The sequence below is a fragment of the Allobosea sp. genome (genome assembly GCF_017308015.1).
In the GTDB taxonomy this organism is placed as follows: domain Bacteria; phylum Pseudomonadota; class Alphaproteobacteria; order Rhizobiales; family Beijerinckiaceae; genus Allobosea.
In genome coordinates this window covers 14,304-36,552 of sequence record NZ_JAFKFW010000017.1, presented here as the reverse complement: position 1 = coordinate 36,552, position 22,249 = coordinate 14,304, and the positions used below count along the sequence as shown (strand labels likewise).

32 protein-coding genes are annotated in these 22,249 nt (G+C 64.1%); 1 reads left to right on the top strand and 31 read right to left on the bottom strand.

Translation table 11 applies throughout. From position 1 onward, the window contains the following. Window positions 1-36: 36 nt before the first annotated feature. From J0I42_RS15065 to J0I42_RS14990, 16 genes are all read right to left on the bottom strand, one after another. Entirely contained in the window at window positions 37-366 is a 330-nt protein-coding gene (locus J0I42_RS15065; protein ID WP_291655892.1) for a hypothetical protein, read from the bottom strand. Between the two features lie 8 nt (window positions 367-374). Next, complete coding sequence (locus J0I42_RS15060) at window positions 375-755, bottom strand: phage tail tube protein (RefSeq protein ID WP_291655890.1); 381 nt, start codon at window positions 753-755, stop codon at window positions 375-377. A 33-nt stretch (window positions 756-788) separates the two neighbouring features. After that, on the bottom strand, window positions 789-2,312 hold the full coding sequence (locus J0I42_RS15055) for a phage tail sheath C-terminal domain-containing protein (RefSeq protein ID WP_291655889.1): 1,524 nt from the start codon (window positions 2,310-2,312) through the stop codon (window positions 789-791). A gap of 28 nt (window positions 2,313-2,340) precedes the next feature. Next, window positions 2,341-2,538 carry a DUF2635 domain-containing protein gene (locus J0I42_RS15050; protein ID WP_291655888.1) on the bottom strand — a complete coding sequence of 66 codons (198 nt, stop codon included), beginning with the start codon at window positions 2,536-2,538 and terminating at the stop codon, window positions 2,341-2,343. Continuing rightward, a complete protein-coding gene (locus J0I42_RS15045; protein ID WP_291655886.1) occupies window positions 2,535-3,299 on the bottom strand; it encodes a hypothetical protein in 765 nt (254 codons plus the stop codon). Before J0I42_RS15045 ends, J0I42_RS15050 begins: the two co-directional genes overlap by 4 nt. A gap of 6 nt (window positions 3,300-3,305) precedes the next feature. Further along, window positions 3,306-3,695 carry a hypothetical protein gene (locus J0I42_RS15040; RefSeq protein WP_291655885.1) on the bottom strand — a complete coding sequence of 130 codons (390 nt, stop codon included), beginning with the start codon at window positions 3,693-3,695 and terminating at the stop codon, window positions 3,306-3,308. A gap of 12 nt (window positions 3,696-3,707) precedes the next feature. Then, window positions 3,708-3,917 carry a hypothetical protein gene (locus J0I42_RS15035; protein ID WP_291655883.1) on the bottom strand — a complete coding sequence of 70 codons (210 nt, stop codon included), beginning with the start codon at window positions 3,915-3,917 and terminating at the stop codon, window positions 3,708-3,710. A gap of 10 nt (window positions 3,918-3,927) precedes the next feature. Beyond that, window positions 3,928-4,983 (bottom strand): major capsid protein, encoded by a 1,056-nt coding sequence (locus tag J0I42_RS15030; protein ID WP_291655881.1) that lies wholly within the window; start codon window positions 4,981-4,983, stop codon window positions 3,928-3,930. 24 nt (window positions 4,984-5,007) lie between these two features. Next, entirely contained in the window at window positions 5,008-5,415 is a 408-nt protein-coding gene (locus tag J0I42_RS15025; RefSeq protein ID WP_291655879.1) for a head decoration protein, read from the bottom strand. A gap of 15 nt (window positions 5,416-5,430) precedes the next feature. Then, a complete protein-coding gene (locus tag J0I42_RS15020; protein ID WP_291655878.1) occupies window positions 5,431-6,756 on the bottom strand; it encodes a S49 family peptidase in 1,326 nt (441 codons plus the stop codon). 4 nt (window positions 6,757-6,760) lie between these two features. Further along, window positions 6,761-6,997, bottom strand: a complete 237-nt coding sequence (locus tag J0I42_RS15015; RefSeq protein WP_291655876.1) for a hypothetical protein — start codon at window positions 6,995-6,997, stop codon at window positions 6,761-6,763. Continuing rightward, a complete protein-coding gene (locus J0I42_RS15010) occupies window positions 6,997-8,475 on the bottom strand; it encodes a phage portal protein (RefSeq protein WP_291655996.1) in 1,479 nt (492 codons plus the stop codon). Before J0I42_RS15010 ends, J0I42_RS15015 begins: the two co-directional genes overlap by 1 nt. A gap of 123 nt (window positions 8,476-8,598) precedes the next feature. Continuing rightward, window positions 8,599-10,536 carry a terminase gpA endonuclease subunit gene (locus J0I42_RS15005; RefSeq protein ID WP_291655873.1) on the bottom strand — a complete coding sequence of 646 codons (1,938 nt, stop codon included), beginning with the start codon at window positions 10,534-10,536 and terminating at the stop codon, window positions 8,599-8,601. Continuing rightward, window positions 10,478-11,014, bottom strand: a complete 537-nt coding sequence (locus tag J0I42_RS15000) for a hypothetical protein (protein WP_291655872.1) — start codon at window positions 11,012-11,014, stop codon at window positions 10,478-10,480. The genes J0I42_RS15005 and J0I42_RS15000 overlap by 59 nt, the downstream gene beginning before the upstream one ends. Window positions 11,015-11,236: 222 nt before the next feature. Next, a complete protein-coding gene (locus tag J0I42_RS14995) occupies window positions 11,237-11,791 on the bottom strand; it encodes a phage tail protein (RefSeq protein ID WP_291655871.1) in 555 nt (184 codons plus the stop codon). A gap of 188 nt (window positions 11,792-11,979) precedes the next feature. After that, entirely contained in the window at window positions 11,980-12,225 is a 246-nt protein-coding gene (locus tag J0I42_RS14990; RefSeq protein ID WP_291655869.1) for a hypothetical protein, read from the bottom strand. A 776-nt stretch (window positions 12,226-13,001) separates the two neighbouring features. Here J0I42_RS14990 and J0I42_RS14985 point away from each other — a divergent pair. Continuing rightward, window positions 13,002-13,883, top strand: a complete 882-nt coding sequence (locus tag J0I42_RS14985) for an AbiTii domain-containing protein (protein WP_291655867.1) — start codon at window positions 13,002-13,004, stop codon at window positions 13,881-13,883. Between the two features lie 25 nt (window positions 13,884-13,908). Here the strand turns inward: J0I42_RS14985 and J0I42_RS14980 are convergent, their stop codons facing one another. The 15 genes from J0I42_RS14980 to J0I42_RS14910 form a co-directional block, all read right to left on the bottom strand. Continuing rightward, complete coding sequence (locus J0I42_RS14980) at window positions 13,909-14,718, bottom strand: hypothetical protein (RefSeq protein WP_291655865.1); 810 nt, start codon at window positions 14,716-14,718, stop codon at window positions 13,909-13,911. Continuing rightward, window positions 14,715-15,080 carry a hypothetical protein gene (locus J0I42_RS14975; RefSeq protein WP_291655864.1) on the bottom strand — a complete coding sequence of 122 codons (366 nt, stop codon included), beginning with the start codon at window positions 15,078-15,080 and terminating at the stop codon, window positions 14,715-14,717. Before J0I42_RS14975 ends, J0I42_RS14980 begins: the two co-directional genes overlap by 4 nt. A gap of 61 nt (window positions 15,081-15,141) precedes the next feature. Next, on the bottom strand, window positions 15,142-15,414 hold the full coding sequence (locus tag J0I42_RS14970; protein WP_291655862.1) for an HU family DNA-binding protein: 273 nt from the start codon (window positions 15,412-15,414) through the stop codon (window positions 15,142-15,144). Between the two features lie 65 nt (window positions 15,415-15,479). Beyond that, the gene (locus J0I42_RS14965; RefSeq protein ID WP_291655860.1) at window positions 15,480-15,773 is read right to left on the bottom strand and encodes a hypothetical protein; all 294 of its coding nucleotides are present in this window, start codon (window positions 15,771-15,773) and stop codon (window positions 15,480-15,482) included. Beyond that, window positions 15,770-16,180 (bottom strand): hypothetical protein, encoded by a 411-nt coding sequence (locus tag J0I42_RS14960; RefSeq protein WP_291655858.1) that lies wholly within the window; start codon window positions 16,178-16,180, stop codon window positions 15,770-15,772. The genes J0I42_RS14965 and J0I42_RS14960 overlap by 4 nt, the downstream gene beginning before the upstream one ends. A 73-nt stretch (window positions 16,181-16,253) precedes the next feature. Further along, complete coding sequence (locus J0I42_RS14955) at window positions 16,254-17,129, bottom strand: hypothetical protein (protein WP_291655856.1); 876 nt, start codon at window positions 17,127-17,129, stop codon at window positions 16,254-16,256. Beyond that, entirely contained in the window at window positions 17,126-18,541 is a 1,416-nt protein-coding gene (locus tag J0I42_RS14950; RefSeq protein WP_291655854.1) for a replicative DNA helicase, read from the bottom strand. The genes J0I42_RS14955 and J0I42_RS14950 overlap by 4 nt, the downstream gene beginning before the upstream one ends. A gap of 5 nt (window positions 18,542-18,546) precedes the next feature. After that, complete coding sequence (locus J0I42_RS14945) at window positions 18,547-18,813, bottom strand: hypothetical protein (RefSeq protein ID WP_291655853.1); 267 nt, start codon at window positions 18,811-18,813, stop codon at window positions 18,547-18,549. Further along, window positions 18,810-19,412 carry a TRM11 family methyltransferase gene (locus J0I42_RS14940; protein WP_291655852.1) on the bottom strand — a complete coding sequence of 201 codons (603 nt, stop codon included), beginning with the start codon at window positions 19,410-19,412 and terminating at the stop codon, window positions 18,810-18,812. The genes J0I42_RS14945 and J0I42_RS14940 overlap by 4 nt, the downstream gene beginning before the upstream one ends. Beyond that, a complete protein-coding gene (locus tag J0I42_RS14935; RefSeq protein ID WP_291655850.1) occupies window positions 19,409-19,741 on the bottom strand; it encodes a LexA family protein in 333 nt (110 codons plus the stop codon). The genes J0I42_RS14940 and J0I42_RS14935 overlap by 4 nt, the downstream gene beginning before the upstream one ends. Next, the gene (locus J0I42_RS14930; RefSeq protein ID WP_291655849.1) at window positions 19,741-20,304 is read right to left on the bottom strand and encodes a hypothetical protein; all 564 of its coding nucleotides are present in this window, start codon (window positions 20,302-20,304) and stop codon (window positions 19,741-19,743) included. The genes J0I42_RS14935 and J0I42_RS14930 overlap by 1 nt, the downstream gene beginning before the upstream one ends. Further along, window positions 20,304-20,966, bottom strand: a complete 663-nt coding sequence (locus J0I42_RS14925) for a hypothetical protein (protein WP_291655846.1) — start codon at window positions 20,964-20,966, stop codon at window positions 20,304-20,306. The genes J0I42_RS14930 and J0I42_RS14925 overlap by 1 nt, the downstream gene beginning before the upstream one ends. A 56-nt stretch (window positions 20,967-21,022) precedes the next feature. Continuing rightward, complete coding sequence (locus tag J0I42_RS14920) at window positions 21,023-21,472, bottom strand: hypothetical protein (RefSeq protein ID WP_291655844.1); 450 nt, start codon at window positions 21,470-21,472, stop codon at window positions 21,023-21,025. Then, on the bottom strand, window positions 21,469-21,618 hold the full coding sequence (locus J0I42_RS14915; protein WP_291655842.1) for a hypothetical protein: 150 nt from the start codon (window positions 21,616-21,618) through the stop codon (window positions 21,469-21,471). Before J0I42_RS14915 ends, J0I42_RS14920 begins: the two co-directional genes overlap by 4 nt. 18 nt (window positions 21,619-21,636) lie before the next feature. Then, a complete protein-coding gene (locus tag J0I42_RS14910) occupies window positions 21,637-21,981 on the bottom strand; it encodes a hypothetical protein (protein WP_291655840.1) in 345 nt (114 codons plus the stop codon). Between the last annotated feature and the right edge of the window lie 268 nt (window positions 21,982-22,249).

Below are 22,249 nucleotides of genomic sequence, written 5' to 3'. Positions count from 1 at the left end.
CGACCGCGCGAGCATCCACGATCCTGAGGTCGAAGACTAGGAGATCGCAGGCGAGCTCGACATCCTTGCCCGCGCCGTCTCGAAAAAACCGAGGAACTTCTCCCGGCACGCCATGGCGTTGGCCAGAGACATCGTGCCCAGCAGGATCACGTCGATAGGTTGCTGAATGCACTTCTCCATGTAGGCCAGGATCACGTCGTCTTTCTCGACGACGAAGATGCCGCCATCACCGCCGCGAACAACCTGAAACGGCTCGCCGAGGCTGAAGAAGTCGCGCGCCGTCGGCTCCCTGAACTCGGCAAAGGAAACCATCCCTTGGTGCGTTTCCAGCGGGTCAGGCAGGTCGACCTTGATCGTCTTGCTCATTGGTCAGATCACTCCGCCCGGAACGAGTAGCTGTTGCGCGGGGCTTCCACCCGCATGCCGCTGACCTCACCGGACTCGGTATCGATCGAGGGGGTGCCGCCGAAGCCGGCGTTCGTGAAGAAGTGCGTGATCTGGGCGTCCTCCTCCCAGATCGTGCAGTTTACGTCGGCCAGGAGCATGGCGTCATCGAAGACGATGCCGCTGCGCTCCCCGCGGTCGAAGCTGATCTCAGCGCTCGCCAGTTTCGGGGCGATGGTCGAATAGCCCGAGCCATCGCGGTTGACGCCGTTGGAGCGCTCGACCGTCGCCGGCGAGATCGAGACGCTCGAACGAGCCGTGAAGGTGCGTCCGTTGATCGTGACAGAGACGCGCCCGCCCTTCTTGTCCATGATGGTGCTCCAGTGTTCTCAGAGTGACGGACGTCAGGCCGCGAGCTGCGTCGAGACGGAGATGTTCGCGGCAAAGACGCGAAGCTGGTTCGCGGTGTCGACCGGCAGATAAGCGTTGAGTCGGTTCGGATCGCTCGACCGCTCGACGATCACGTCCCGTGCGAAGCGGTCCTTGCCCTCGCAGATGCCAGCGACATCGCAGAGCTCGCCATAGGCGTGGATCAGGACGTCGCGGGCTGCCTTCGGGGTGACAACGCCCTGCAGGTTGCGGGGGTTGTCGTCCTTGAGGACATGCCGCGGGAAGTTGGACTCGACAACGTTCCGCATGTAGCGGCCGACATAAGCCGACTGGGCAAGCGTCTCCACGTCCAGGAAGGTCGCGTCGGGCTGATTGAAGGCGTTCTTCTGCTCGGTCGTAACCAGACGATCGATGGCGACCTGGCCATCGGCCCGCACGACGCAAGCGGCGATGCCATTGGAGTAGAGGCTCTGTCGATCGGTCACGGACCAACGATCGGTCTGGGCCTTCGGCGCCCGCAGGCCGTTGAGGACGATGGTCTGCAGCGGGCGCGCGATCTCGACGGCCTCGGTGATCGGGCGGGCGAGGTTCTTGGAGAAGCCGAGCGCGCCGTTGACCGCCGCAGCCCAGCACCACGGCGGGTGCGGAGCATTCCTGACGCCGACGATCGTGGCGTGACGATCGTTCCGGCCATTCCCGAAGGAGGTCAGGTTCGCCAGCGTGTCGTCCATCACCGTCGTGTAATGGCCGTGCATCTGCTGCAGCGGGGCCCAACGGCCAGAGCCGGTGTCGGCGAGGAAAGCGCGCGCAGCGTCGAGCTGCGTGCTCGTGACGAACGGTGCTGCAATCCACTCTGCCGGGGAGGACCCCAGGAGCGCGAGCGCAGCGGCGAAGTCGACAACGCCGGCGCCCGAGGTCAGGGCGGCGCCGTGAGTGATCGTGATGCCTGCGGGGTCAGAGTAGCCCGGGTCCAGATCGGTATCGATGCGGATCGAGTTGCCGATCGTGCCGCCGTGCCGCGCGGTCAGCGTCACCGTTCCGGTCGACACGCCTGTCGTGACCGGGAAGAGCACGGCCTTGTTGAACTTGACGTAGCCAGCGTTCACCGCCGCAGCAAAGCGCGCCGCGAGGGTCGCTGCCGTGTCGCCAACCGCATAGGCGATCGAGACCATCTCGCCGGCAATCCAGCGAGCCATCGTGCCGGCGCTGGTCGCGGTGCCGCTGAACACGACCGTTCCAGACGCAGCGGTCGGCGTATTGGGCTCAGCGAGCGCGAGAGCATAGATCTCGCCGACCGGGTCCATCTCGCGAGCATAGAGCGCCATGTCACAGAGCATGGAGCCGTTGCCGAACAGGAGGCGCGGGTCAAAGCCACCGATGTTGATCAGCGAGCCGACCGAGGCGATGCCGCCGGAGAGCTTGTGGCCGACCAGCACTTGGCGCGAATAGCCGCTGAACGGCGAGCCCGCCGAGTTGAACTCGGCATAGAACAGCGGAACCCGGAGGTTGCCGGGGATAGCGTTGAAAGCGACGACCATCTGCGGGTCTCCGGTCGGTTAAGGTGGATCAGCTCTTGGCGGACTTGGACTTCGGCTCGTCGGAAGCCGGCGGGTCGATCTCGACGACGTCGCCGCGATGGACGAGCCCGAGCCAGTACGGATCGCGGGGCTTCTCCGCTCCCTTCGCATCCAGGGCCTCGTTCGAGGTCGGATCGATGATGGTCGCGCCGCGCGTCGCGGGCTTGACGAAGAACGTCTCGCTCATGGGGTGTCCTCGGTGTTGGCTGTCGCGCCGAACTCGGCGCCATCTGTCGGATCAGGGCGAGGTTTCGGGCCCGGCCGGATCACCATGTCGGCGCCCTCGAAGGGGACGGCAGGGCTGGTAGCCGCGGCCATGGCAGCGTTCAGCAGCGTGCAGGCTGCCTGCCCGCTGGACCCGTCGGGCATAGCCTCGCAGATCGCGCGGAGTGGATTGGGGAGAGTGGCGAAGGGGCCAGACGGCGGCGTGACCGGGTCATCGTCCTCGTCGCACTTGATCTGAACCTTCAGCGTGACAAGCCGGAGCGCCGCTTTGGTGGCGGCGTCGTCGGTGCGGAATCGCTTCGAGTTGGTCTCGGTGACCCTTCGAATGACTTGTTCGCGCAGAAGCAGCGACCACGGGCTGTCACCGGCTGCAATCACGTATTCGCAGCGGGTGCGCAGCAGGTTGAGCAGCGCTTCAGTCTCGCGGTTGGTCTCCGCGATCCCAATCAGCGGCTCGCCCGTATCCGACGTCGCCCGCGTCTGGAACATGATCTCCAGGACGAGGTCGACTGTCGTGTCCCACGAAGGACCGCCGTTGTTCGCAGACCAAGGCTCCCCGGTGTCCTCTTCGGTATAGACCGAGATGATCGGAACCGGCTCGCCGTCGGAATAGGCGGACATGCGGCTATCCAACACGCGATCGGCGACGATACCGGCGATGACCGGATCAGCCGACAGGGCTTGCACCACGCCGAGGCGCAGAGCGTCGATCGCCATGGACATGCTGGGTCAAGCCTTGTTGAGGCGTAGGATCAGGCGGCCGAGTTCGGACTCGCGCACCTCGGAAATCTCGTAAGTCTCATCCATCGCCTGGTAGACGACTCGGTCACCGATGCGAGGCTTCTCCGGGAAGACGCACATGGCGACGTCGAGTTGGGGCGGTGCCGAGACAATAGGTTCTGACCAGTTGCCCGCCCTGCCCCGCCCATCGAATTGGCTCGTGGCCGGCTCAGCGTCGAAAATGCCGCTGAAGTCGAATTGATCTCGGTTCGGGTCTTCAGTCGGCTTGGCGTTCTGGTCGACGCGGCGCATCGGCAGATAGCGGAAGCCGAGCTCTTCACCGAACGCGGCTTCCAGTTTGCGATAGTTCGCCCGCCATAGCTGGCCGAAACGAGACATGGCGGGCGCCGATCACTTGGAGGCGGGCTTCTCGGGCTCAGCCTTGCCAGCAGGCTTGGCCGCACCCTGGGCGATGAAGAACTCCAGATCATCGTCGCTGCACTCGAACGTCTTGCCCGGTGCGATGTCGTCGATCTGCGGCGGCGTCTCCACCTTGCCGTCCTTCATGACGGCGGGCTTCGAGCAGACCTTCAGCGCATTGATTGCGATTGCCTTGGCCATTGCTCTCTCCTTACGCCAGGACGGTGGCTTTGAGGGTGGCGTTCGGGTTCACCGGCACCATCAGCGGCGCCGACTGGGTCACGATCTGCTCGATCGCGACGTCGCCGGGGACGATGTAGTTGCGGGGGAAGACCGGCAGCGCCTGGAAGTCGGCGTTGACGTCGATGATCGCGCCAAAGCATCGATAGCCCTGAACATTCGGGCCGCTCAGGACGATGTCCTTCGAGGACATGAACGGGGTTACCGACCCCGCGACGGTGTAATAGTCGTTGTAGACCCACACCTCGAGCCCGGCACCAAGCGTGCCGACGTAACGGGCCTCGCTTGGAGTGTTCAGGCCAGTCGTCTGCAGATCAACCGTGCGGTTCATGCGATAGTTGGTGTCCATCGCAGCCTTGATCTCGGCGTCCTTGCGCATCACGCCCCAAACGGCGGTACCGACCGTCAGACGATTGGGCGCGCCGCCGAAGTCGGCGGTGTGCATGGTGTCCATCCAGGACTGGATGTTGTCGAGGATCGAGATGCCGTTCTCGCCCCAGCGCGAACCCGAGCCGAGCACGATGGTGTGGCCTGCTGCGCGCCCGAAGTCGACGAGCTGCGCCGGATAGTCGTCGCCATCCACCGTCACCTTGCCATTGATGATGGCCTGCGCGGCAAGCCATTCCCAACGGCGCTCGATGGCGATGCGGTGATAGGCCAGGATGTCCGCCTTGATCGCATCGTAGCGAGCCTGCGGGCTGACCTGCGAAGGCGAGAGCAGCGTACCAGGCCGGCGAGAGAGCGCGCGCGTCGGCGTCACCGGGTCGCTGGGCTTCAGGTACGCCGGCCGGAAGCGAGCTACACGACCGCCCTCCTCGTAGATCGGACGGCCCTGCGCCAGCGGCGCGACGAACGGCGCCAGCTTGCGGCCAACGCGCGGGATCTTCTCGAAGTCGATGTATTCGTCGGTCGACGAAATCTCGTTCGGGAAAAGCAGGTCGAGCCAGTAGCTCTGAACCGGGTCGGTTTCGCGATACACGCCGAGCAGCGTGTGAGTATTCCAAAGCTCGTAGCGGTCGAACGCCATGTCTTCTCTCCTTGAGCGATGGCGTCAGAGACGCTTCCGGATGACGATGTTGGTGGGGGATGGCGAACCGCGGAACGCGGCAGCTTTGAGATCGTCGGTGCTGTAGTCGGCATGCCAGACGAGGGCAGCCGGGTTGAAATTGCCAGCGCGATAGATGGCAATGCGGTCGGTGACGCCGGCGCCGGTTACGACCTTGGCGGTGGTGATGCCGATCGGGACAACCGCGGTCGAGGAGGTCTTCGCCATAACCAGATTGCCGCTGGACAGGCCGACGACGGAAAAGGCTTCCAGAGTGGTGTTCTCACCCACCGGGAAATCTTCGGTCACCGGCAGCGGAACAGCGGAGTTGAAAAGCTCCTGCGAAACAAAGCCATCGTTGAGCTCGCCGCTGGCAATGCCGGCTTGGCTCAGGGGGATCGTGGTCACAGCCATGGGGCGTCTCCGAGATCAGGAATTGCGGGGAGCCGAGGCGCCGGAGGAGCCGCGGTAGTTGCCGGTGATGCGAGCGATGCGCTCTTCGTCGGTGCTCTGAGACGGCGGGTTGCCGCCCAGCGCATTCGCCGGATGCTCGCGATCGCTGAGCGAGTTCGAGGCCGCCGAAGCCGGGACAGAACCAGTGACGAAGGCCGCCACGTCCTCAGCGGACATGCCGGGAGCTTTCACCGCAAGATCAGCAGCGGCCTGCATGCGTGCAGCGCTGCCCTTGATGCCGTCAGTCGCGAAGATCGCAGCGAGGCGCGCATTCGCTTCTGTGACGCCATCGGCCTTCGAGGCGGTGCGCGCGCTTGCAAGCGCGGCATCGTGCTGAGCCTGCGAAATGCCCGTGGTCTCGGCGGCGGGCGCACCGTTGTTCTCGCTCATAATCCCTCCGGGCTTTTGCGAGGTGGAGCGCCCTGCTCGGGCGCGGGTGGAAAGTTCGGAAAGAACGGATTCGAAGCTGCCGACCCGGTCGGCCAGGCCGGCTGCGACGGCGGCTTCCCCGATGAAAGTGCGAGCTTGGGTTTCGCGCGCCCGCTCGCGGCTCATACGCGAGCCCCGCCCAGCAGCGACGGTCGTCAAAAACTTTTCGTAGAAGGCGTTGACCTCGGCCTGAAGGTCAGCGCGCACGCTTTCCGGCAGTGGCTCGAACGGGTTGGCGTCGACCTTGTGGTCGCCGGCGAAGATAAGCGTCGGCTTGATGCCCTCTTCCGCCAGCTGGCCCGAATAATCCGCGTGGAGGAGGACCACGCCGATCGAGCCAGACACACCGGTTTCGGTAGTGACGATCTCCGTTGCGCCTGCGACAATCGCGTAACCCGCCGAGGCCGCCATGCCGTTGACGACCGCGATGATGGGCTTTTGAGCCGCTACCTGGCGCACAACTTCGGCGGTCTCGAAGGCGCCGACCGCCTCGCCGCCAGGCGATTGCATATCGAGGATGATAGAACTGACCTTGGGATCTGCGGCCAGTGCCTGAAGCTGAAACTTGATCCCCTCGTAGCTGGTAAGCCCCGAAGAAGCTCCGATCCAAGCACCGCGGTTCACCAGCGAGCCAGTAACCGTGAGAATTCCAACGCCGTCCTGAGTTCGCTTATACGGCAGCCCCGAAACCGCGCGGCCGTTGCCGTCCCGCTCGACGCTCTCACCGACGAATCGGCTGGCATCCGGCGTAAGCGCCGATGCATCGATGCCGATACGGCCGCCGATCACCGACATGATTACAGCGGCCTTGTCAGGCGTGATGAGCAGCGGCCGGTTCAGCGCCCGGTCGGCAATGTGGATCAGATTGGACATGAACCTATCCCGCTCGGAAGGCGAAGCGGCCGGCAGATGGCAGGCCTTGCTTCTCGGCGCAGGCGCGCTCGAGTTCGCGGATGACCCCGAGGAGGTCAGACGCTTTCGTCGTGGCGTTGATGATGACTTTGCCGTTGTGGCGAAGCTCTTTGACGCTCTCCCCGCTGACGAGCGCGTAATAGCGCTCGCGCATCAGCGGCAGGACAGCGCAGGGGTCCGACCAGTCGATCAGATCTGCCATCACGCCGCCTCGGCATCTTGATCATCCGCGGGATCGGACCCGCTGTCCTTTGCGAGCCCAGCGAAGGTCGGATCTGGCAGTCCGTACTCGCGGCGCATCTGCATCTCGCGCTGGCGCTGCTCGTAGACGTCCTCGATATCGACGCCGAGCTCGTTTGCGATCATCTCGTCGGTCATGACGCCAAGGCGAGCCCAGATCTCATGAGCCTTCGCCGTCTTGAGGTCGTCAGCTACCGGCTTCGACGTGCCGCGCCAGATGGCCTTGCAAGCTGCGGGGCGGTTTGCGAGAAACGCCGCCATCCCGCCCGGCCACTTCACCCGGCCAAGGTCAATCGCCTCCTCCAGCCAAGCCTCATAGGTCGCCTGGCAGAACGGAGTCAGGATGTTCTTGCGGCGATAGAGGGTGACGGCGTGGATCTCGGTCGTCGCGATCCGGGCTCCTGTGTACGTCGTCCCGTTCCAATCCGCCGCGACGCTCTCGAAGGTCTGCCCCAGGCAGCGCGCCACTTCGCGGAGTAGGAACTTCGCGAAGGGCTCGTAATTGCCGCCGGTGAGCTTCGCCTCGTGAAAATTCAGCTTCTGGCCGGGGTACAGGTGGACGAACTTGCCGGCGAGGCCGAGGTCGATCTTGGTGTTATCGTACCAGCCCGCCGTCGCATCCATCCATGCGTCCATCGGAGCGACATCGCCCTTGGCCGCCTCCTGCGGCGTCTGGAGGGCGCGGAGCATATCCTGCGTCGGCGCGTCCCCCTCAATGGTGGCGGCGAATACGGCCTGGATGATCGCAGCTGTCAGCGTGGCATCGGCGAGCTGATCGAACTGGCGGGTAACTCGAAGGACCGGTGTCAAAGGCGAGATGCCACGCACCGCGCCAGGCAGACCGTCGAAGCAATGCACGACAACGGGTCGGCCGAAGCGATCCCGCGCCGGAATCTCCGTTTCAGTCCCGAAGATGCGATCGACGCTCCCGGATCGGAACAGGTAGCCCATCGCGGCGCCGTAGGTGTCCAATCGGACGCCATGAACCAGCTTGCCGGTTCCGTCGGAACGCGGCGCGACCCGGCTGGCAGGGACGAGCCGAACCTTGGTCGCCCAGGCGCCGCCCTTCCGGACGAAGAATGGCAGCCCGGCAAAGATTTCGCCCGTGCCGAGCCAGTGCCGGAACGCGGAAGCCTGGAGATGACCGTGTGTTTTCCTAGCCTCGGCATCCACGTCGATCGCGCTGTCGCTATAGAGCTGGAACGCGGTCTCAATCCGTCGGCCGAGGTCTCCTGCCTCCTTCGTCGTGAGACCGAAGGCGTCTGCATCAGGGCGAGCGTTCAAACGCAGGCCATTGCCAACGGTGTTCGCGACTGCCTGATCGATCGCCCCGGCGATGAAGCCGGAATTCTGAGCCGCGTCGAGGCTGCGGGCGGCCGCCATCTGCCAGCTATCGCGCACCTCGGCCGCAGGCTCTCTGAGCGCGGGCTGCCAACCCATGAACGTCGGGCTGCGCTCGCCGCGCATATACGATGACGAGGGGCGCGGCTGTGCCGGAGCGGGAGAAGCGGGAGGCGCAGCCTTCTCGCTCTTCAGCCAGTTCAACAGACCCATTCGTCGCCCTTATCGGTTCAACCGCGCGGCGCGCGCTGCCATCCGCTCGCGGAGAGTCATGCCTGCCGCCTGAGCCACGATGGCTTGAAGGTTCTCGGCGACGCCCTCGCCCCCGACATCGTCTTCGTCCTCAGCACCCTCCCGGAAGACACCCTCCGGAATCGTGTGGGCCTTGATCAGGAAGCCGCCGACGGCAGCCAAGACTTCGCAGTCCAGATAGTGGTTCTCACGATGCGTCTGGTGCCAGACGCCGTCATCGCCACGGAACTCCGAGACGATCTGGCGGCGGTAATCCTCGCCAGCGTCCTCGGCGATGTGTAGCGAGCCCGGCTGATCGGCCGGCGTCCACAAGCGCGAGTGAACCAGCGACTTGAAGTAGTCGGTGTCGACGTGCGCGAGGTTGAGGCCGAAGGTCTCTTTCTTGCCCTCGGTCGTCACTTCGACCTGGCGAACGATGATAGGCGTCGATTGGCGCTTCTGGCCCTTCGTCGGGGTGCAAAGCCAGTTCCAGCGCCGGCAGAAAGCGTAGACCTTGTGGTAGTCGCCCGCGTCCTTCTTGTCGGGCCGGAAGCCCGAGTCGATCAACGCCTTCTCGATCCTCAGCCCGGCCCAGGTCTTCTGCAGCACGAGCTCGAAGTCGGACCAGACCTTTTCTTCCTTGGTCCGCCCCCAGACCTCGCCGCGATCGACGAGCCAAGAGCGGGCAGCGGAGCCCCAGCCCCGCACGACATAAACGATCCGGTTGCCTTGGACGTCGGCCCCGAGCGTCAGCCGAAGCACCTCGCGCGGCGGGCGCCCGATGACATGACCGGCGACGACCTTCGCATCGACATCGTCCTCTCCCAGCATCGAGGCTGGCCGGTGCGAATAGAGCTCGCCGACCTTGTTCAGCGCCGCCTTGACCGAAGCCGGGTCACCCGTCGCCTCGGCCTCGACGACCTCCGCGACACGCTCGCCCCAGGTCACGAATGGCGAAGCCAGCCCAGAGACCCAGAGGCTCAGCGTCGTAGTGTCCTCTGGATCCCCGCCAATCGTGCCGTCTTCGCGGACGAACTCGCCGGGCGCGACATACTTGCCGCCGGCGTTCATCGCCTCCTTGTGTGTCTCATCGATGATGCAGCCGTTGACGGGGCAGATCAGCACCGTTTCGCGCCGGATTTGACCGGTCGTGGCATTCTCAGGTGGCTTCAGATCTCGATAGCGCGGGATGAACCAATCGGCGCAATGCGGGCATTTCCAAGCCCAGTGATGCCGGGTGCCGCCCTGCCACCGCTTCCAGGTCGCGCAGGTGATCTCCTCAGGATCGGCCTTGGCCCAGAATTCCAGCCCCGATGCCGCATCCCGCTCCGTCGTCACGCTGCCATCCTCTGGCGTCGAGGCGACCGCGATCTTGCGATCGGCGTAGGTGTCGGCGCGAGCCTTTGCCAGAACGAAGGGGTCGCCCGCCTTCTGCTTCGTCCGAAACATCTTCGAATATTCGTCGATGTAGACGTCGCCGGCCTGGTCGGATGACAGCGAGGTAGGTGATCCGGCCCATGCGAGGCGGACGCCGACGCCGTTGACGATCTTCTTCAGCTTCTTGTTGCGCTTGCCACGCGCGACGCGATCGGCCAGCCGCTTCGACTGGTCGAACAGCGCCATGAGCCGAGGCTCGAACTGCTCTGCGACGAACTCCCGAGACGGCCCGACATAGAGGATCGGCCGTGGCTTCGTGTCGAGGCGCCACCCGATGGCGTCGAGCTGAGTGTCGGTCTTCCCGCACTGGGTGCCGGTGACGAAGACCGCCGTTTCATAGCGGGGGTCGTCGAAGAACTGAGCGAACGGGATCGCGTACGGCGTGACAGACGGATCGCGAGGGCCGGGTTTGCCCGCGCTGATCGGGTAGACCCTATTGGACCGCGCCCAAGTGTCCGGCGTCGATTGATCCGCCGGCATCAGAAGGCTCATCACCCTCTTCGATGCCGCGCGCCGCATTTCCTGCGCGGGTAGCAGCCGCTCGCAGAGCGTCATTCAGAACCGTCTCGATCTTTCGCCGCAACTCAAGGTCGGATGTGATCCGCGCGGGCGCCGCTGCCAGGTCGGCTCTGAGGCCGCCGAGCGCCATGTCGACGACCGCCAGACCTTCCGTCCGCGCGTGGGTGACGAGTTCCCCGGAGCGGTCGAGGATGCGGAGCTCAATCTCCTCCGACCGCTTGTCCCTGATCCGGTCGGACGAGGCCGACTTCGAGGATTTCTTCGCCTCGTCATCCCGATAGCGCAGCGCGCCCTGCGCCACGTCGATGATCCGGTACCGGCCGCGCTTCGATCGCGCGATGAAGCCTTGCGCGACCAATTCGCGGAGCCAGGTGCCCGTTTTCCCGATCAGCTTCGCCGCTTCGGCCGCCGAAACCTCGCTCTCGATCAGCTTCGGCTCGGATTTCGGCAAGGCCCAGCCTTTCGCAATCGCAAGTGGGAAGTCGAGATGACCAAATACGCTCAAAAACCGGGCCTTCGCGCCGCCCCGTCCCCGGCCTCTGGAGTACGGTCCCTTGAGGGGTCTGGCATGCCTCGCGCGCGGGCGAAGGAGGGCGCCTGATGCCCTTCCCTGATCTGAGGCGACAGCGGGTCATCGGATGACACCGCCCGTCTACGGCCTCCCTAGAGGCTCCTAGCCTATGACCCTGTAGAGTTCATGGGCGAGGCGCGCAGGCAGATCGGACTGCGCGACTTTGTAGAACGCGGCCTCGCTGGCGCCCTCGACCATGTCCTCAGGAATGAACACGCCAGACTTCTGCTTAACCAGAGGGAGCCGGCCTTTGCCAGCGCGGCGATAGACATGACCACCGAGGCGCAGGGCAACACGGGTTGGGAACTGGCCGCCCTTCTGGAATGAGCCAGCGAAGACCTGGCGATGGTTGCGGGGGGCAGCGGATACGCCTGCTGCGGTCTCGCGCGCTTTGAAGTGTCGCAACCCAACGTCGCCGCCCTTGCTCTTGATGGTGGCGATCAGGTTGCCGGGCGTCGCGTTCTCCAGCTTGAGAGCGCGGCGAATGGTGCCGTACTTTAGGCCGGTCGAGCCTACGACCTCGCGGACCATGATGGTGCGAGCCTTGGCCACCGTGTGGTTTAGGGCTCGAGCTGCAGCCGTGGGCACCTGAGCACCAGCCGCGGCCATGACGTTGGCCAGGTTCTGGATCGCGCTCAGGTCGATGCGAGCGTGCATGTCAACGCTCCGAAGCGGGAGAAATAATTCGCACGGACTAGACCCCTCGCTTCCCACCCCGGTTTGATTTTGACGGCGGCGGTTTGTTGCGGAGCCCGAAGGGCGCGCTCCCGCCGCTTGGTCTACTCTCTCACGGGCCTTAGCCTTGTCCGTCTGCCGCGCGAACCTCAAAAGGCGACCGAGAGACCTTATCTGCGAGGTTTGGCATCCCGCGTGCGGTCCGGTAGCGCGTCCACTGCTTTTTCGGCGCCCTGGTCCTTTTTGAGAACGCCTTCTCGCAGCACCTTTGTCGCCGCGTCGGCTTTCTCCTTTGGATCAGTCGGGAGGCCCTTCGTTTCAGGGGTCGCCTCAAGCCCGATGTCCTGGGGCTTCTTTCCGTCGTTCCTGGCGGTCGCGGCGAAGGTAGCGAGGGATTCAGGTTGTCCTTTTGCCATGGCGCATTCCTCCGAATGCAACCGCAACGGGGACCGCCGACCGTTGTTCCCTGCGGGCAGCAGGGAGAGCGTTCTTCCTGCAGGGAACGCTCGCCATCGCGAATGTGGTGGGCGATGTCATAAGACAGGGCCGCATCCATACACCGCGCGTATTCTCTCGGCCATGGAACGGCTTCGTAACGACAATCTCCGCAAATTGTTTGGCGCGGCTCATAAGGTGTCCCGCGACGCGCTCAAAGCCTTGGGCCCATCGGAGAAAGACCCTGCGGACGAGGGAACAGCTCTTAAAGAGGCGACCCGTCGGCTTCAGCAGATCGTTGCGGAGATCGTCGCGGTTCAGGACTCCGAGGTGAGCTGACAACTGACAACGATCACATCAGAGGCGCTACCCTATCGCGGCGACCGCTCATTGTGGCCTGAAACGACAAAGCCCGACCGCTGGGGCCGGGCTCGCTGGCGGCGTCTCATCCAGAACTGGCAAATCTTGACCGCTCGTCGCTCTTATTTGCACCGTCGCATGGGCCGTTCGCGCTTGGCGCTGGCCGGGCGGGTGTCGTCACCGACACGTTTCGCGACGATGACCAATGCATGCCCGCAAAATGGCAGTCCGACAACCACCCTATCGGGGGGATAAATCTTGCATTGCTACAAGATCATAGAGAGGTAGCATTTGGCCAGCTCAAGCGAACATTTGGGGAAAAGCAGGCACCAGGGCTTGCCGCCGTTCGTCAACTGCGTGTCGATAGCTGGTAGATGCGCATCGCCCGGGGCGAACCGTGAAACTGCTCAATGAAATAATCGAGGGAGCGACGGCTAGTGACATCGGGTTGCCCGTGTTGCTGCGGAAATGCCTGGTCCTTGCTTCAAGACTGAAAAACGGCACGCTGAAGGAGTGGTGCGGAGCCGAACTCGACGGCTATAGTTCCGACGACGCGTTGCCGGAGTATCGGATATTCGGCGCCAACTCCTTCGGATTGATGGTCGGGCCACTCGGAGCGCAGATTCGCAACCAACCCATTCCGCTTGGGCTTTTATCTGAGCGACACCGAGATTTGATCCGGTACATTCGCATGCCGGAGCCGATCGCTGAGATCGAGTCGTTGGCCAAGTCTGGGAGCGACGAGCTTTCTAGCCCTTGGCCTGCAGACTTGGTTGCAATGTATGCGGAGAAAATTATCGCCGGCTACGGCTTAAACCGAGCATGGCGTTCGCTGCCCGTTGGCAGGGTGATCGGCATCTGTGACACAGTCAGGAACCGCATTCTCAGGCTGGCCTTGGAACTTCAAGAACAGGTTGGAGACTCGGACGACCCCTTAGAAAAGGTCGGCGCCGAAGAGGTACAGAAGCAAGTGATCACTTACATCTACGGCGGGCAAAACGTCATCAACTCGAACGTGGGCGGCGACCTATCGCAGGCCAACAACTCTGGTTTGGTCGCGGGCGATTTCGACGGCCTAACCAAGGCTCTCGGCGAGGCCGGGGTTCATGCAGAGCAAATTGCCGCCCTCCCCCTCGCGCTCGCCAAGGATCAGGGGGACATCAAGAAAGGCCAGTTTGGCACGGCGCTGGGCGAATGGATAAAGGGCGCCGCGAATACTGCCGGGAAAGCCAGCGTTGACGCAGTCGCAGGTCTGCTCCGAGGATATCTCGGGATTTAAGATGGCGCCCGCCCAGCTTTCGGCTTCACTTGATAGTCCGACCGCTGCGTTTCAGACGGGAAGATATCTCTGCGGCAGCGACCTTCCTCTGCCTGTCCAGATTCGTCCGAGACAGACACTTCCCCGGCATAGCCTCATGAGGCTTGACGACGAGGGGTAGGCACCCGGCTTCTCGGCACTGGGCGCGAAATGACGCCTGGGCGTTGGAACGGATCTGGGCGTGGGTGGGGACGGGAGCGCTGGAGAGCGCCTCATTCGTGATCTTCGCGACCTCGCGGGCGATTTCGAGCCGGGTCGCGTAAGCCTGAAGCACGGCTGGGTCGCGGGTGTCCTTCACGGCGCCATCTGGGTCGAGATGCGGCGGCGCGTTGTGGCGCTCCATCATCTCCGCAGCGAGCGCCATGGCCCGCTTCTTCCGGTGCGCAAGCAACGCCGCCATGTCGCGTTTGATGGCGATGGCATAGGCCCATGTCATGAGAGCGTCTGCAGCGAGCGGCTTTCCCTCGAGGTACTGCATCGGCCAGGAGAGCGCCTCATTCATCCGGGTCGCTTCAGCCGCAGTAATCTTCTTGCGGAGCTCGGCGAGGTCTTCGTCCTCGATCATATCGGTGAGGTCGCTGAACTCGCGGAGGTATTCCGGCCAGCCGTTCGCGTTCACGCGCGGCCCTACCCGCGGATTGCGGCGCACGAGGCGGAACGCTTCGATCAGGCGGTTTTGAACATGCTCTGGCGTCCACTGCGTCGGGATTTCATCCTCCCCGATCGCCTCGATGCGGCTGGAGAGATCGTCGACGGGGCCGAGATATCCGGGAATGGCGATGGCGAAAGCGTTCATGGGCGTGGCCGTGTTGGGAGTGCAAGCTTGCCGAGGCGGCGGCGGGCGTGCTCGATTCCGTCGTCGAGGACGACGCGGGTAATGCGATCGAGCATGGTGGCGGGGCTGACGTTCGCCGCAGTCGCGAGTTCGGTGAGAACCCGCGCGTTCCGGTCAGGCAGGTAGGTGCCGAACCTACGGGCTCCCGGGCGCGCCAGCTTGATGCAGTACCGCTTGGCGATGGCGCGGACGCGCTGCGGGCTGATCTCGCCGATGGCCTGGGCGATTTCGCAGCTCGTCATGCCCTCAGCCGCCATCGCGGCGATCCGAGGGGCCCGGTCGCGTGCTGGCTTGAATTTCGTTCTGTCGACCTCGCCCATCATCCTGCCGCATCTTGAAAGTGAGACCGGCGCGGGAATGCGCCGGTCAAGTTTGGTCAAGGTGTCAGGCGACCGCGTCGGCGAGGTCCTTGGTGACCTTGAACTTCACGACGGTCTTGGCTGGGACATCGATCGTGGCGCCGGTGGATGGGTTGCGAGCGGTGCGAGCCGGGCGCTTGGTCGTCGACAGCTTTCCGATGCCGGGCATGGTGAGCTCGCCGCCGTGCTGCAGCGCGCCGCCGACGGCTCGGCCCAGGCTCGCCAGCACTGTCGCGACGTCGCTCTTGCTCTTGCCGCTGTCATCGGCGATCGCCTGGATCAGTTCGTTCTTCGTCATGGTCTTCTCCGTTGAGGGCCCTCGCTGGGCCGGGATGTTCCCGCGGTGCGGGAATGGGGTTGGGTTCAGATTGCGATGGCGCGGCGGTTTCGACCGGTGCCGGCTGTCTTGAAGACCTTGGCGGCCTTCGAGAGCGGAGGGCGCCCGCGGTCCTCGGCCCGGTCCTTCGCTCTGGCAGCGGCGAGCATCGCTTCGACCTCGGTGTCGAAGACCTGGGCGATGGGCTTGCCGTTCTCGCGGGTTACGACGCCCTCGACCGTGACGGTGCGGAACCCGACGCCGGGAGCCATGAACCAAGCTGTGAAGCCGGGCTTCCCTGGGATCGGCGATGCGCCGAAGTCGCGTGGAACGGTCGTCATGCCGCCTTCCCTGCGTTGCGCTGACAGGTTGCCGCCTCGAAGTCAGCGAGCAAGTGCGGCGGGCAGAGATGCGGGAACGCCGGTTCTTCGGGCCCTTGGGCCCAATGGGGGTTCCAAGGATTACCGTCCCGCCAGTGATCGAGGCGCTGGCGCCAGAGGCGCTCTTTCGTCTCGGGGCTGCTCTCGGCTGCGCGGCGGATGGCTCGGCACACGATGGCGGTCGACGGCAACCAGTTGCCCTCGTGCAGATCGGGATATTCGCCGCGGACGAGCTTGACGATGCCAGCCCTGATCGACCAGGCGCTGAACTCGCTCAACGCCATGACGTAGGCGGCAGCGACACGCTCGGGGGCGTCCCTCTGGCTAGACGAGAAGGCATCGAACAGCAGCGTGATGCTGGCTGCCATCTCGTTCTTGGTCGGAGACCGAACGAGTTCTGCGCCAACTGGGAATGCGGATTTCTGCGGGGTCGTCGGAAGATTATGCGTCATCGGGGAAGCGCTCCATCACGTTCCAAAGGCCTTCAACGAGGCGATCGTTCGAGGACTGACGACGTGGCGCGTCGCGGGCTCCAGTGGGCCCGGACCGCTGTTCAAATGAGGGATTGAAGGCGCCCGCGAAGCCGTTGCGCGGCTGTGTGTCCCGATAGCGCTCAGAGGCCGTCAGGATCCATTTTTGGTAGGCCGCGCGCCAATCGAGCTTGGCGGCGGTCGAGCCGCTTGCCGACTGGAAGTGCTTGATGAACTTCTCGGTCTCGTGATGGCAGGTTCGGCCATCGGGCAGATGCTGACGAGCGTAATCCTTCAGATCCTCATCGGGCTGCCAGTCAGATGGGAGGCGGGATGCTCGCTTTCGTGGCTTGGCCTGCTCTTCCACCCCGGCCATCGGCAGGCGCGTCTGCGCCGTCCGAAGAGACGAAGTCTCTGAGGTTATTTCAGTGTTTTCAGTGTCTTCTAGTTTGTCCCGCTCTTGTCCCGCTCTTGTCCCGGAAGTTGTCCCGCTCTTGTCCCGCTCGGGTAGCGACACGCGCTGATATTCGCAGTAATTACAGATGGTTATGATCGGGATTCTTGTCCCGATTTCTGATCGCAGCATGTCCCGATTTTCGAGCATGGTCAGAAAACGATCGACGCGTGATTTGGACCACTGCCAAGCCTCCGCCATGAACCGGATCGAGTGGCAAAGCTGACCACGCTGGAGATGGATAACCTTGCCGTCCGCCCTCTTGCTCCGCTCTTTGAACGCGGCTTCGGCGACCAGCCAAAGCCATGCCTCACGCTGCGTGAACGGCTCGCGCTGGAAAGCTGGATGCTCGAAGATGCCGCGGTCGACCGCGAAGACGCCCCGCTCGCTCACCTGCCATCTCCATGGATGCCACAGACGATCGACCGGCCGGGATCGCACCAGAGGTTGACGCGACCGGTTTGGCCCTGCCGGCTCTTCTCAATGCCGATTTCAAGGTTGTTGCGGACGGCCTCGGCTTCGTCCTGCGCGCCCTGATCGCCGCGGCGAAAGGCTTCGGTGCGGGTGGCGTAATAGTGCTCCCGATAGAGCATAAGGACTGCGTCGGCGGCTTCCTCGATCTCACCGGAAGCGCGGAGGTCTGAAAGCTGAGGGCGCTTGTCCTCACGCTTTTCGACGTCGCGGCCTAGCTGACAGCACAGCATGACGGTGCATTCCAGCGTCTTCGCCATCACCTTGGCGGAGTTGGCTATCTCGCCGAGCTCGTTGACCTTATTGCCCTGGTAACGGCTGGATGGCTTCACAAGCATGGCGTGGTCGATCAGGACGAGCCTCAGGCGCTTGCCTTGCTTGTCGAGGCGATCAGCGAACTTGCGGGATTCGACGAGGATGTCGGCCATGCTGAGCGATGGCGTGTCGTCGAGACGAAGTGGCTCCTTCTTCGCCTGCCCGGCAGCCCAGAGATAGGCCTCGAGCTCGTTCTCTGTCGTATGCCCCGAGAGAACCTGGCCGTAGGTCGGGCCCTTGGAGCCGAGACGCTCGCAGATGACGCGGGCGGCGATCTCCTTCGATGGCACCTCCAGCGAATAATACTGCGTGCCTTCGCCTTGGCTGCTCATCTTCGAAGCGAGAGCGGAGCCCATAAGCGTCTTGCCCTGCCCGGTCCGCCCGGCGAGCACATAGAGCGCGCCCGGTGCCAGACCACGCATCGGCAGATGCTTATCGAGGTCTGGGATGCCGCAGGATGGTGGCCGCTCCAGCTCGCCTCGCATCATGGCCTCGGCCTCACGGCCGGCCTGCTCTGCGATGTCCCCGAGGCTGCCCCGGCTGGAACGGCGCTGATCGATCGCTGCGTCGCGCAGAGCATCTACGGTGTCGATCAGCCCGCGAGCGAGTGCGGTGACATCTGAAGTGGCGATCGTGCTTCGCGCGCCGTCGGCAGCATCGAAGATGCGACGGACAACCCAGGCGCTACGGATGATCTTGGCATAGTCAGCGAGCGAGCCGGCCGGTGCAGCGATGGCAGCCATGCGGGCCATCAGTTCATTGATCGGCTGAGCCTCGCCCATCAGGACGGATGCGCCGCCCTGGATCACGGTCCGGAAGTCGATGACACCACCACGCGCGACGATGTCCATGGTGCGGCGATAGAGCGCCGCCGCAGACATGTCGCCGAAGTGCTCCTCGGTCAGGCCCGTCAGCATCACCGAGCTGATCGCAGGCGGCGCCATCAGCATGCCGGCGACGAGAGCCATCTCCGTTTCGGAGATCTCGCGGAACCAGTCCGTGAATTGATCGGGCGCCATTGCGTTCATCGCGTCCTCGCCTGGAAGTGTCCAACCAGGACGCCGACGAGCACCGGCACGTCGAGCGGTGATACGCCGCCGTTGCGCTCGACCCGCATCAGCACGGATTCAAGCGCTGCTGCAGGGGTCGTCCGGGCTGCGTAGAAGTCGGGATTGAGCTGCCCCTGCCCGTCCCATGTGATCTTCGCTTCGCCGGTACCGTTGGACCGAGTGGAAATAACCAGCGTCCAGCCGAGCGCGCCGCTGTCGACGATGTCGGGAAGGAGGCTCACGCGGCGTCTCCGTCGCGGTGAAGCCAGCGGGCGACGGGCTCGCCCTCGTAGCCATTGAGCCAAACGAGCCAGCAGAAATCGACAGTGCCGCCAGAGGCTTCCTTCCCCTGCTCCCAGAGGCGGATGTATTCCTGCCCAGGCGGCATCGATGGCCGGGGCGTGATGTACCAGATGCGATAGAGTGGCGTGCCCTTCAGCCACTTTCCAGCCGCGTTGAGGCGCCGGGTTGGGCAGATCATCGCGACCTTACGGTCCGCCAGTGACAACGCATGGAGCGCGAACCGCTCGATACCGTCGAATGGTGGGTTGCTGACGATGTTGGGCTTCGCATCGCTGATCGAGAAGAAGTCGCGTTGCGCCGTCATGAAGCCGGCGCCTCGATCGACGATGTCGAAGCCAGAGACAGGATGGCCAGCGAGCACGGCGCTATCGAGGATGTTGCCGAGACCGCAGCAGGGATCGCAAATCCCACCTTCGAACCGCTCGACCTCGAATAGGCGGCGGCTCACCCACGGCGGCTCAACGTAATGTTGATGCTCCTCGGTCTCCCAGATATGGGATGTGCGGGCACGGCGATTTTCTGGCTCGGTGATGGTCATGCCGCACCCCGCAGGAGGCATTCAGCGGCGCGCTGGTCAAAAATCGAGCGAGGGATGCCGATGTTCCGGCAATAGGTGGCGATGCGTTCCTCAAGCTCGCGAGGGAGGCTCGACTGGTCGATTACTTCGATGGAGCGAGCGCGGTTCGGCAGGCGTCGGATAGCGCCACGCTCTTCCAGCTTGGCCATCAGCCGGAACGCGCCCGACTTGGAGCGCAGGCCGACACCGGCCGCCATCTGCTCATAGGATGGCGGCTGCCCTTCACGGGCGGTGAACTCGTTCACGAAATCCAGCAGAGCACGCTGGCGCTTGGTCAGTCCCGTGCTCATCAGGCGATGCCTCCCAGCAAGGAGACGCCAGCCGGCCGACGGCGCGCGTAGGTGGAGACGCCGAAATCCCAGCAGCAGATTGCGTCTGACTGATCTCGCTTGGCCTTCGGGAGGATGACTTCGGTGTAGCCAAGCAGGTGGCATTGGCGGGCGACGAGCTGCTTGATGTCCTCGTTCGTGCCCTTCCGCTTGCGGCCCTGACCGATGAAGTGAACGCAGGCCGTCGAACGCGCGACGCGCTCAAGACGGACACTGAACCGCTTGCAGAAATTGAAGAGGCCCTGGTCCAGCGAAACCGCGACCATAGCCGCGTCGTCTGATTTCTGGGCAGCGATCGGGATCATCGCCTCTGCTATGATGAGGTCGGGCTTCCGATACTGCGGCAAGGGCTTGATGAACGCCTGAGTCAGCCATGCTTCGATGTTGAAGCCTGCCATCTGAAAAGGCTCGTGAGGCTTACGGAAGCGCATCGAAAAGCTCTCAAGCTGCGAGGGGTGATTGATGCGGGAGTCGCCGATGGCGACCCCCGTGGTCGTTCCGAGGTCGAGACCGACCACAAACATCAGTGAACGCGGGAGAAGGTGCCGCCCTGCTCTTCCGTGGCGCGCTCTTCCTCGCGGCGGCGCAGGAAGACAGGGCGGATGTCGTCGCTGAAGCCTTCGGACGAGGGAGCAGCCGGCACGTCATCATCGATGGGAGCCGGCGGGGCCTCTTCGGTCTGGGCCTGGACGGCCTTCTTGCGACCACCCCTGCCCTTCTTGGCGGGCTCGGCCGGTGCCTCGGTCTTCAGATTGTCGAGATCGAGTGCCTCGCCGGCGGCAGCGCGGTTCTGCTCGGTGAAGATGCGGTCAGCGGCTTCGGCAGCAGTCTCCGTCGGGGCTTCCTCGCCCTCTTCTTCCTCGGCGGCGGCCTTCGACATGCGATCGAGGTCACCAACATGGCCGGCGTTCTCGAACTCCTCGTCGAGGAGATCGAGCAGGAAGCGGAGATGTGCGACATGCTCGCGCGCCTTCAGCTCGTTGTTTTTGGCCTTGCGATAGATCGAAGCTGCATGCCGGAATGAAGGGCCATGCAGATTGCCAATCTCGATCTGCGTCTTCACCCGATCGCCGTAGGTGCCATTGATGCTCGATGTCTCTTCCTTCGCCTTGTTGTTGGCGACGAAGAGCGCTTTCACCACCGATGGGGCTGGGAATTTGATTGGGGCTTCGGATTCCTGCGTCATGCTCTCTCCTGGGTTGGGGCGCCAGCTTCGCTGACGTCGGGACCGGTCAATCCCGGCTAGTGGTGGAGTTGTTCGAGGAGGCCCGGTTCAGGCAGCTTGCCGGCGCGGATCATCGCGCGATGGATCTGGCGCCAGCGCTCTGCACCCGATGAGACCGGCCGGGTACGGGTGCGCGGGGCGAACTTCCGAACCATCGGCTCGGGCTCAGACGCAGACAGCATGCTGATCTTCGGGAGCGTCGGCTTCGTGCTGATTTCGGCGACCGGCGCGACGACTGGCTCGGGAACTGGCTGCCGCATCACGCGACGGCGGATGCCGGGGCCCGCAATGGCTTTGCGCTGGACGCGGACTCGATCGCGATGCTGCTGCCGCTCATTTCCGGCATCAACGGCCCAGCGGACCGTGCTGCGCGGCTTCCTGAGGCGCCGGGCGATCTCTCCCAGACCGACACCATCGGCATAGAGGCGCTTGGCATCGGCGTGCCAACCAGGTGTTGGGGTGCTCATAGCGTTGGCTCCGAGAGATTACGGGCCTGCCGGTCGCACCACTCCGCGCCGTCGGCGAAGGCCGCTGCTGGAAACATTGTCAGGCGGGACAGCTTGGCGAGCAGCCAGGACAATCCAGCCAGTAGAAGAGCGAGAAGGCCCCGCATGGCCCCTCCTTTCAGAGTTCAGGCGCCCAGGGCGTCGAGTTGTTCTTGAATCCGTCGCTGTTCGGCGCGCAGCGCTTCCTGCCGCTCGCGACGATGGGCTTCGTCGAGCCACGCCGGCGCCTTCGGATAGACAGCGATGAGGAAGGCAGGGCCGTAGGCGAAGATCAGGCGCGAGAACGCGGCCCAGGATGGCTTGGCCACGCCCTCGAACCACTTCCGAACGGTGTCGGATGGAATGCCGGTGTCATAGGCGACGTTCTCGATCGTCTTGGACGGATAGAGGCCGCGCAGAAAATCAAGGGCCTTCTCGGGGCAAGCCTGGGGCGAAGTCACCCCAACCTTTCCGGATTTCTGACCAGTCATTCCAAGCTCCGACTGCGAAGGTGGCTTCACAGACGAGGACGGCACTGCAGAGCGCTGAGCGGCGCAGGCGGGATCGACCTTCCGGGGAGAGCGGGCTGCAACCCGTGCCCCACCGGCATTCGAAGGAGAGAGAAACGATGGACGGGGATGCGCGAGGCCCACCATGATGATCAGGACCTCACGATGCCGGTCGCGATGAGAGCGGCCGGGGCGAGCACAAGCAGTGCCGCCATCGCCAGGACGGCGCCGATGACGGCGTCGACAAGCA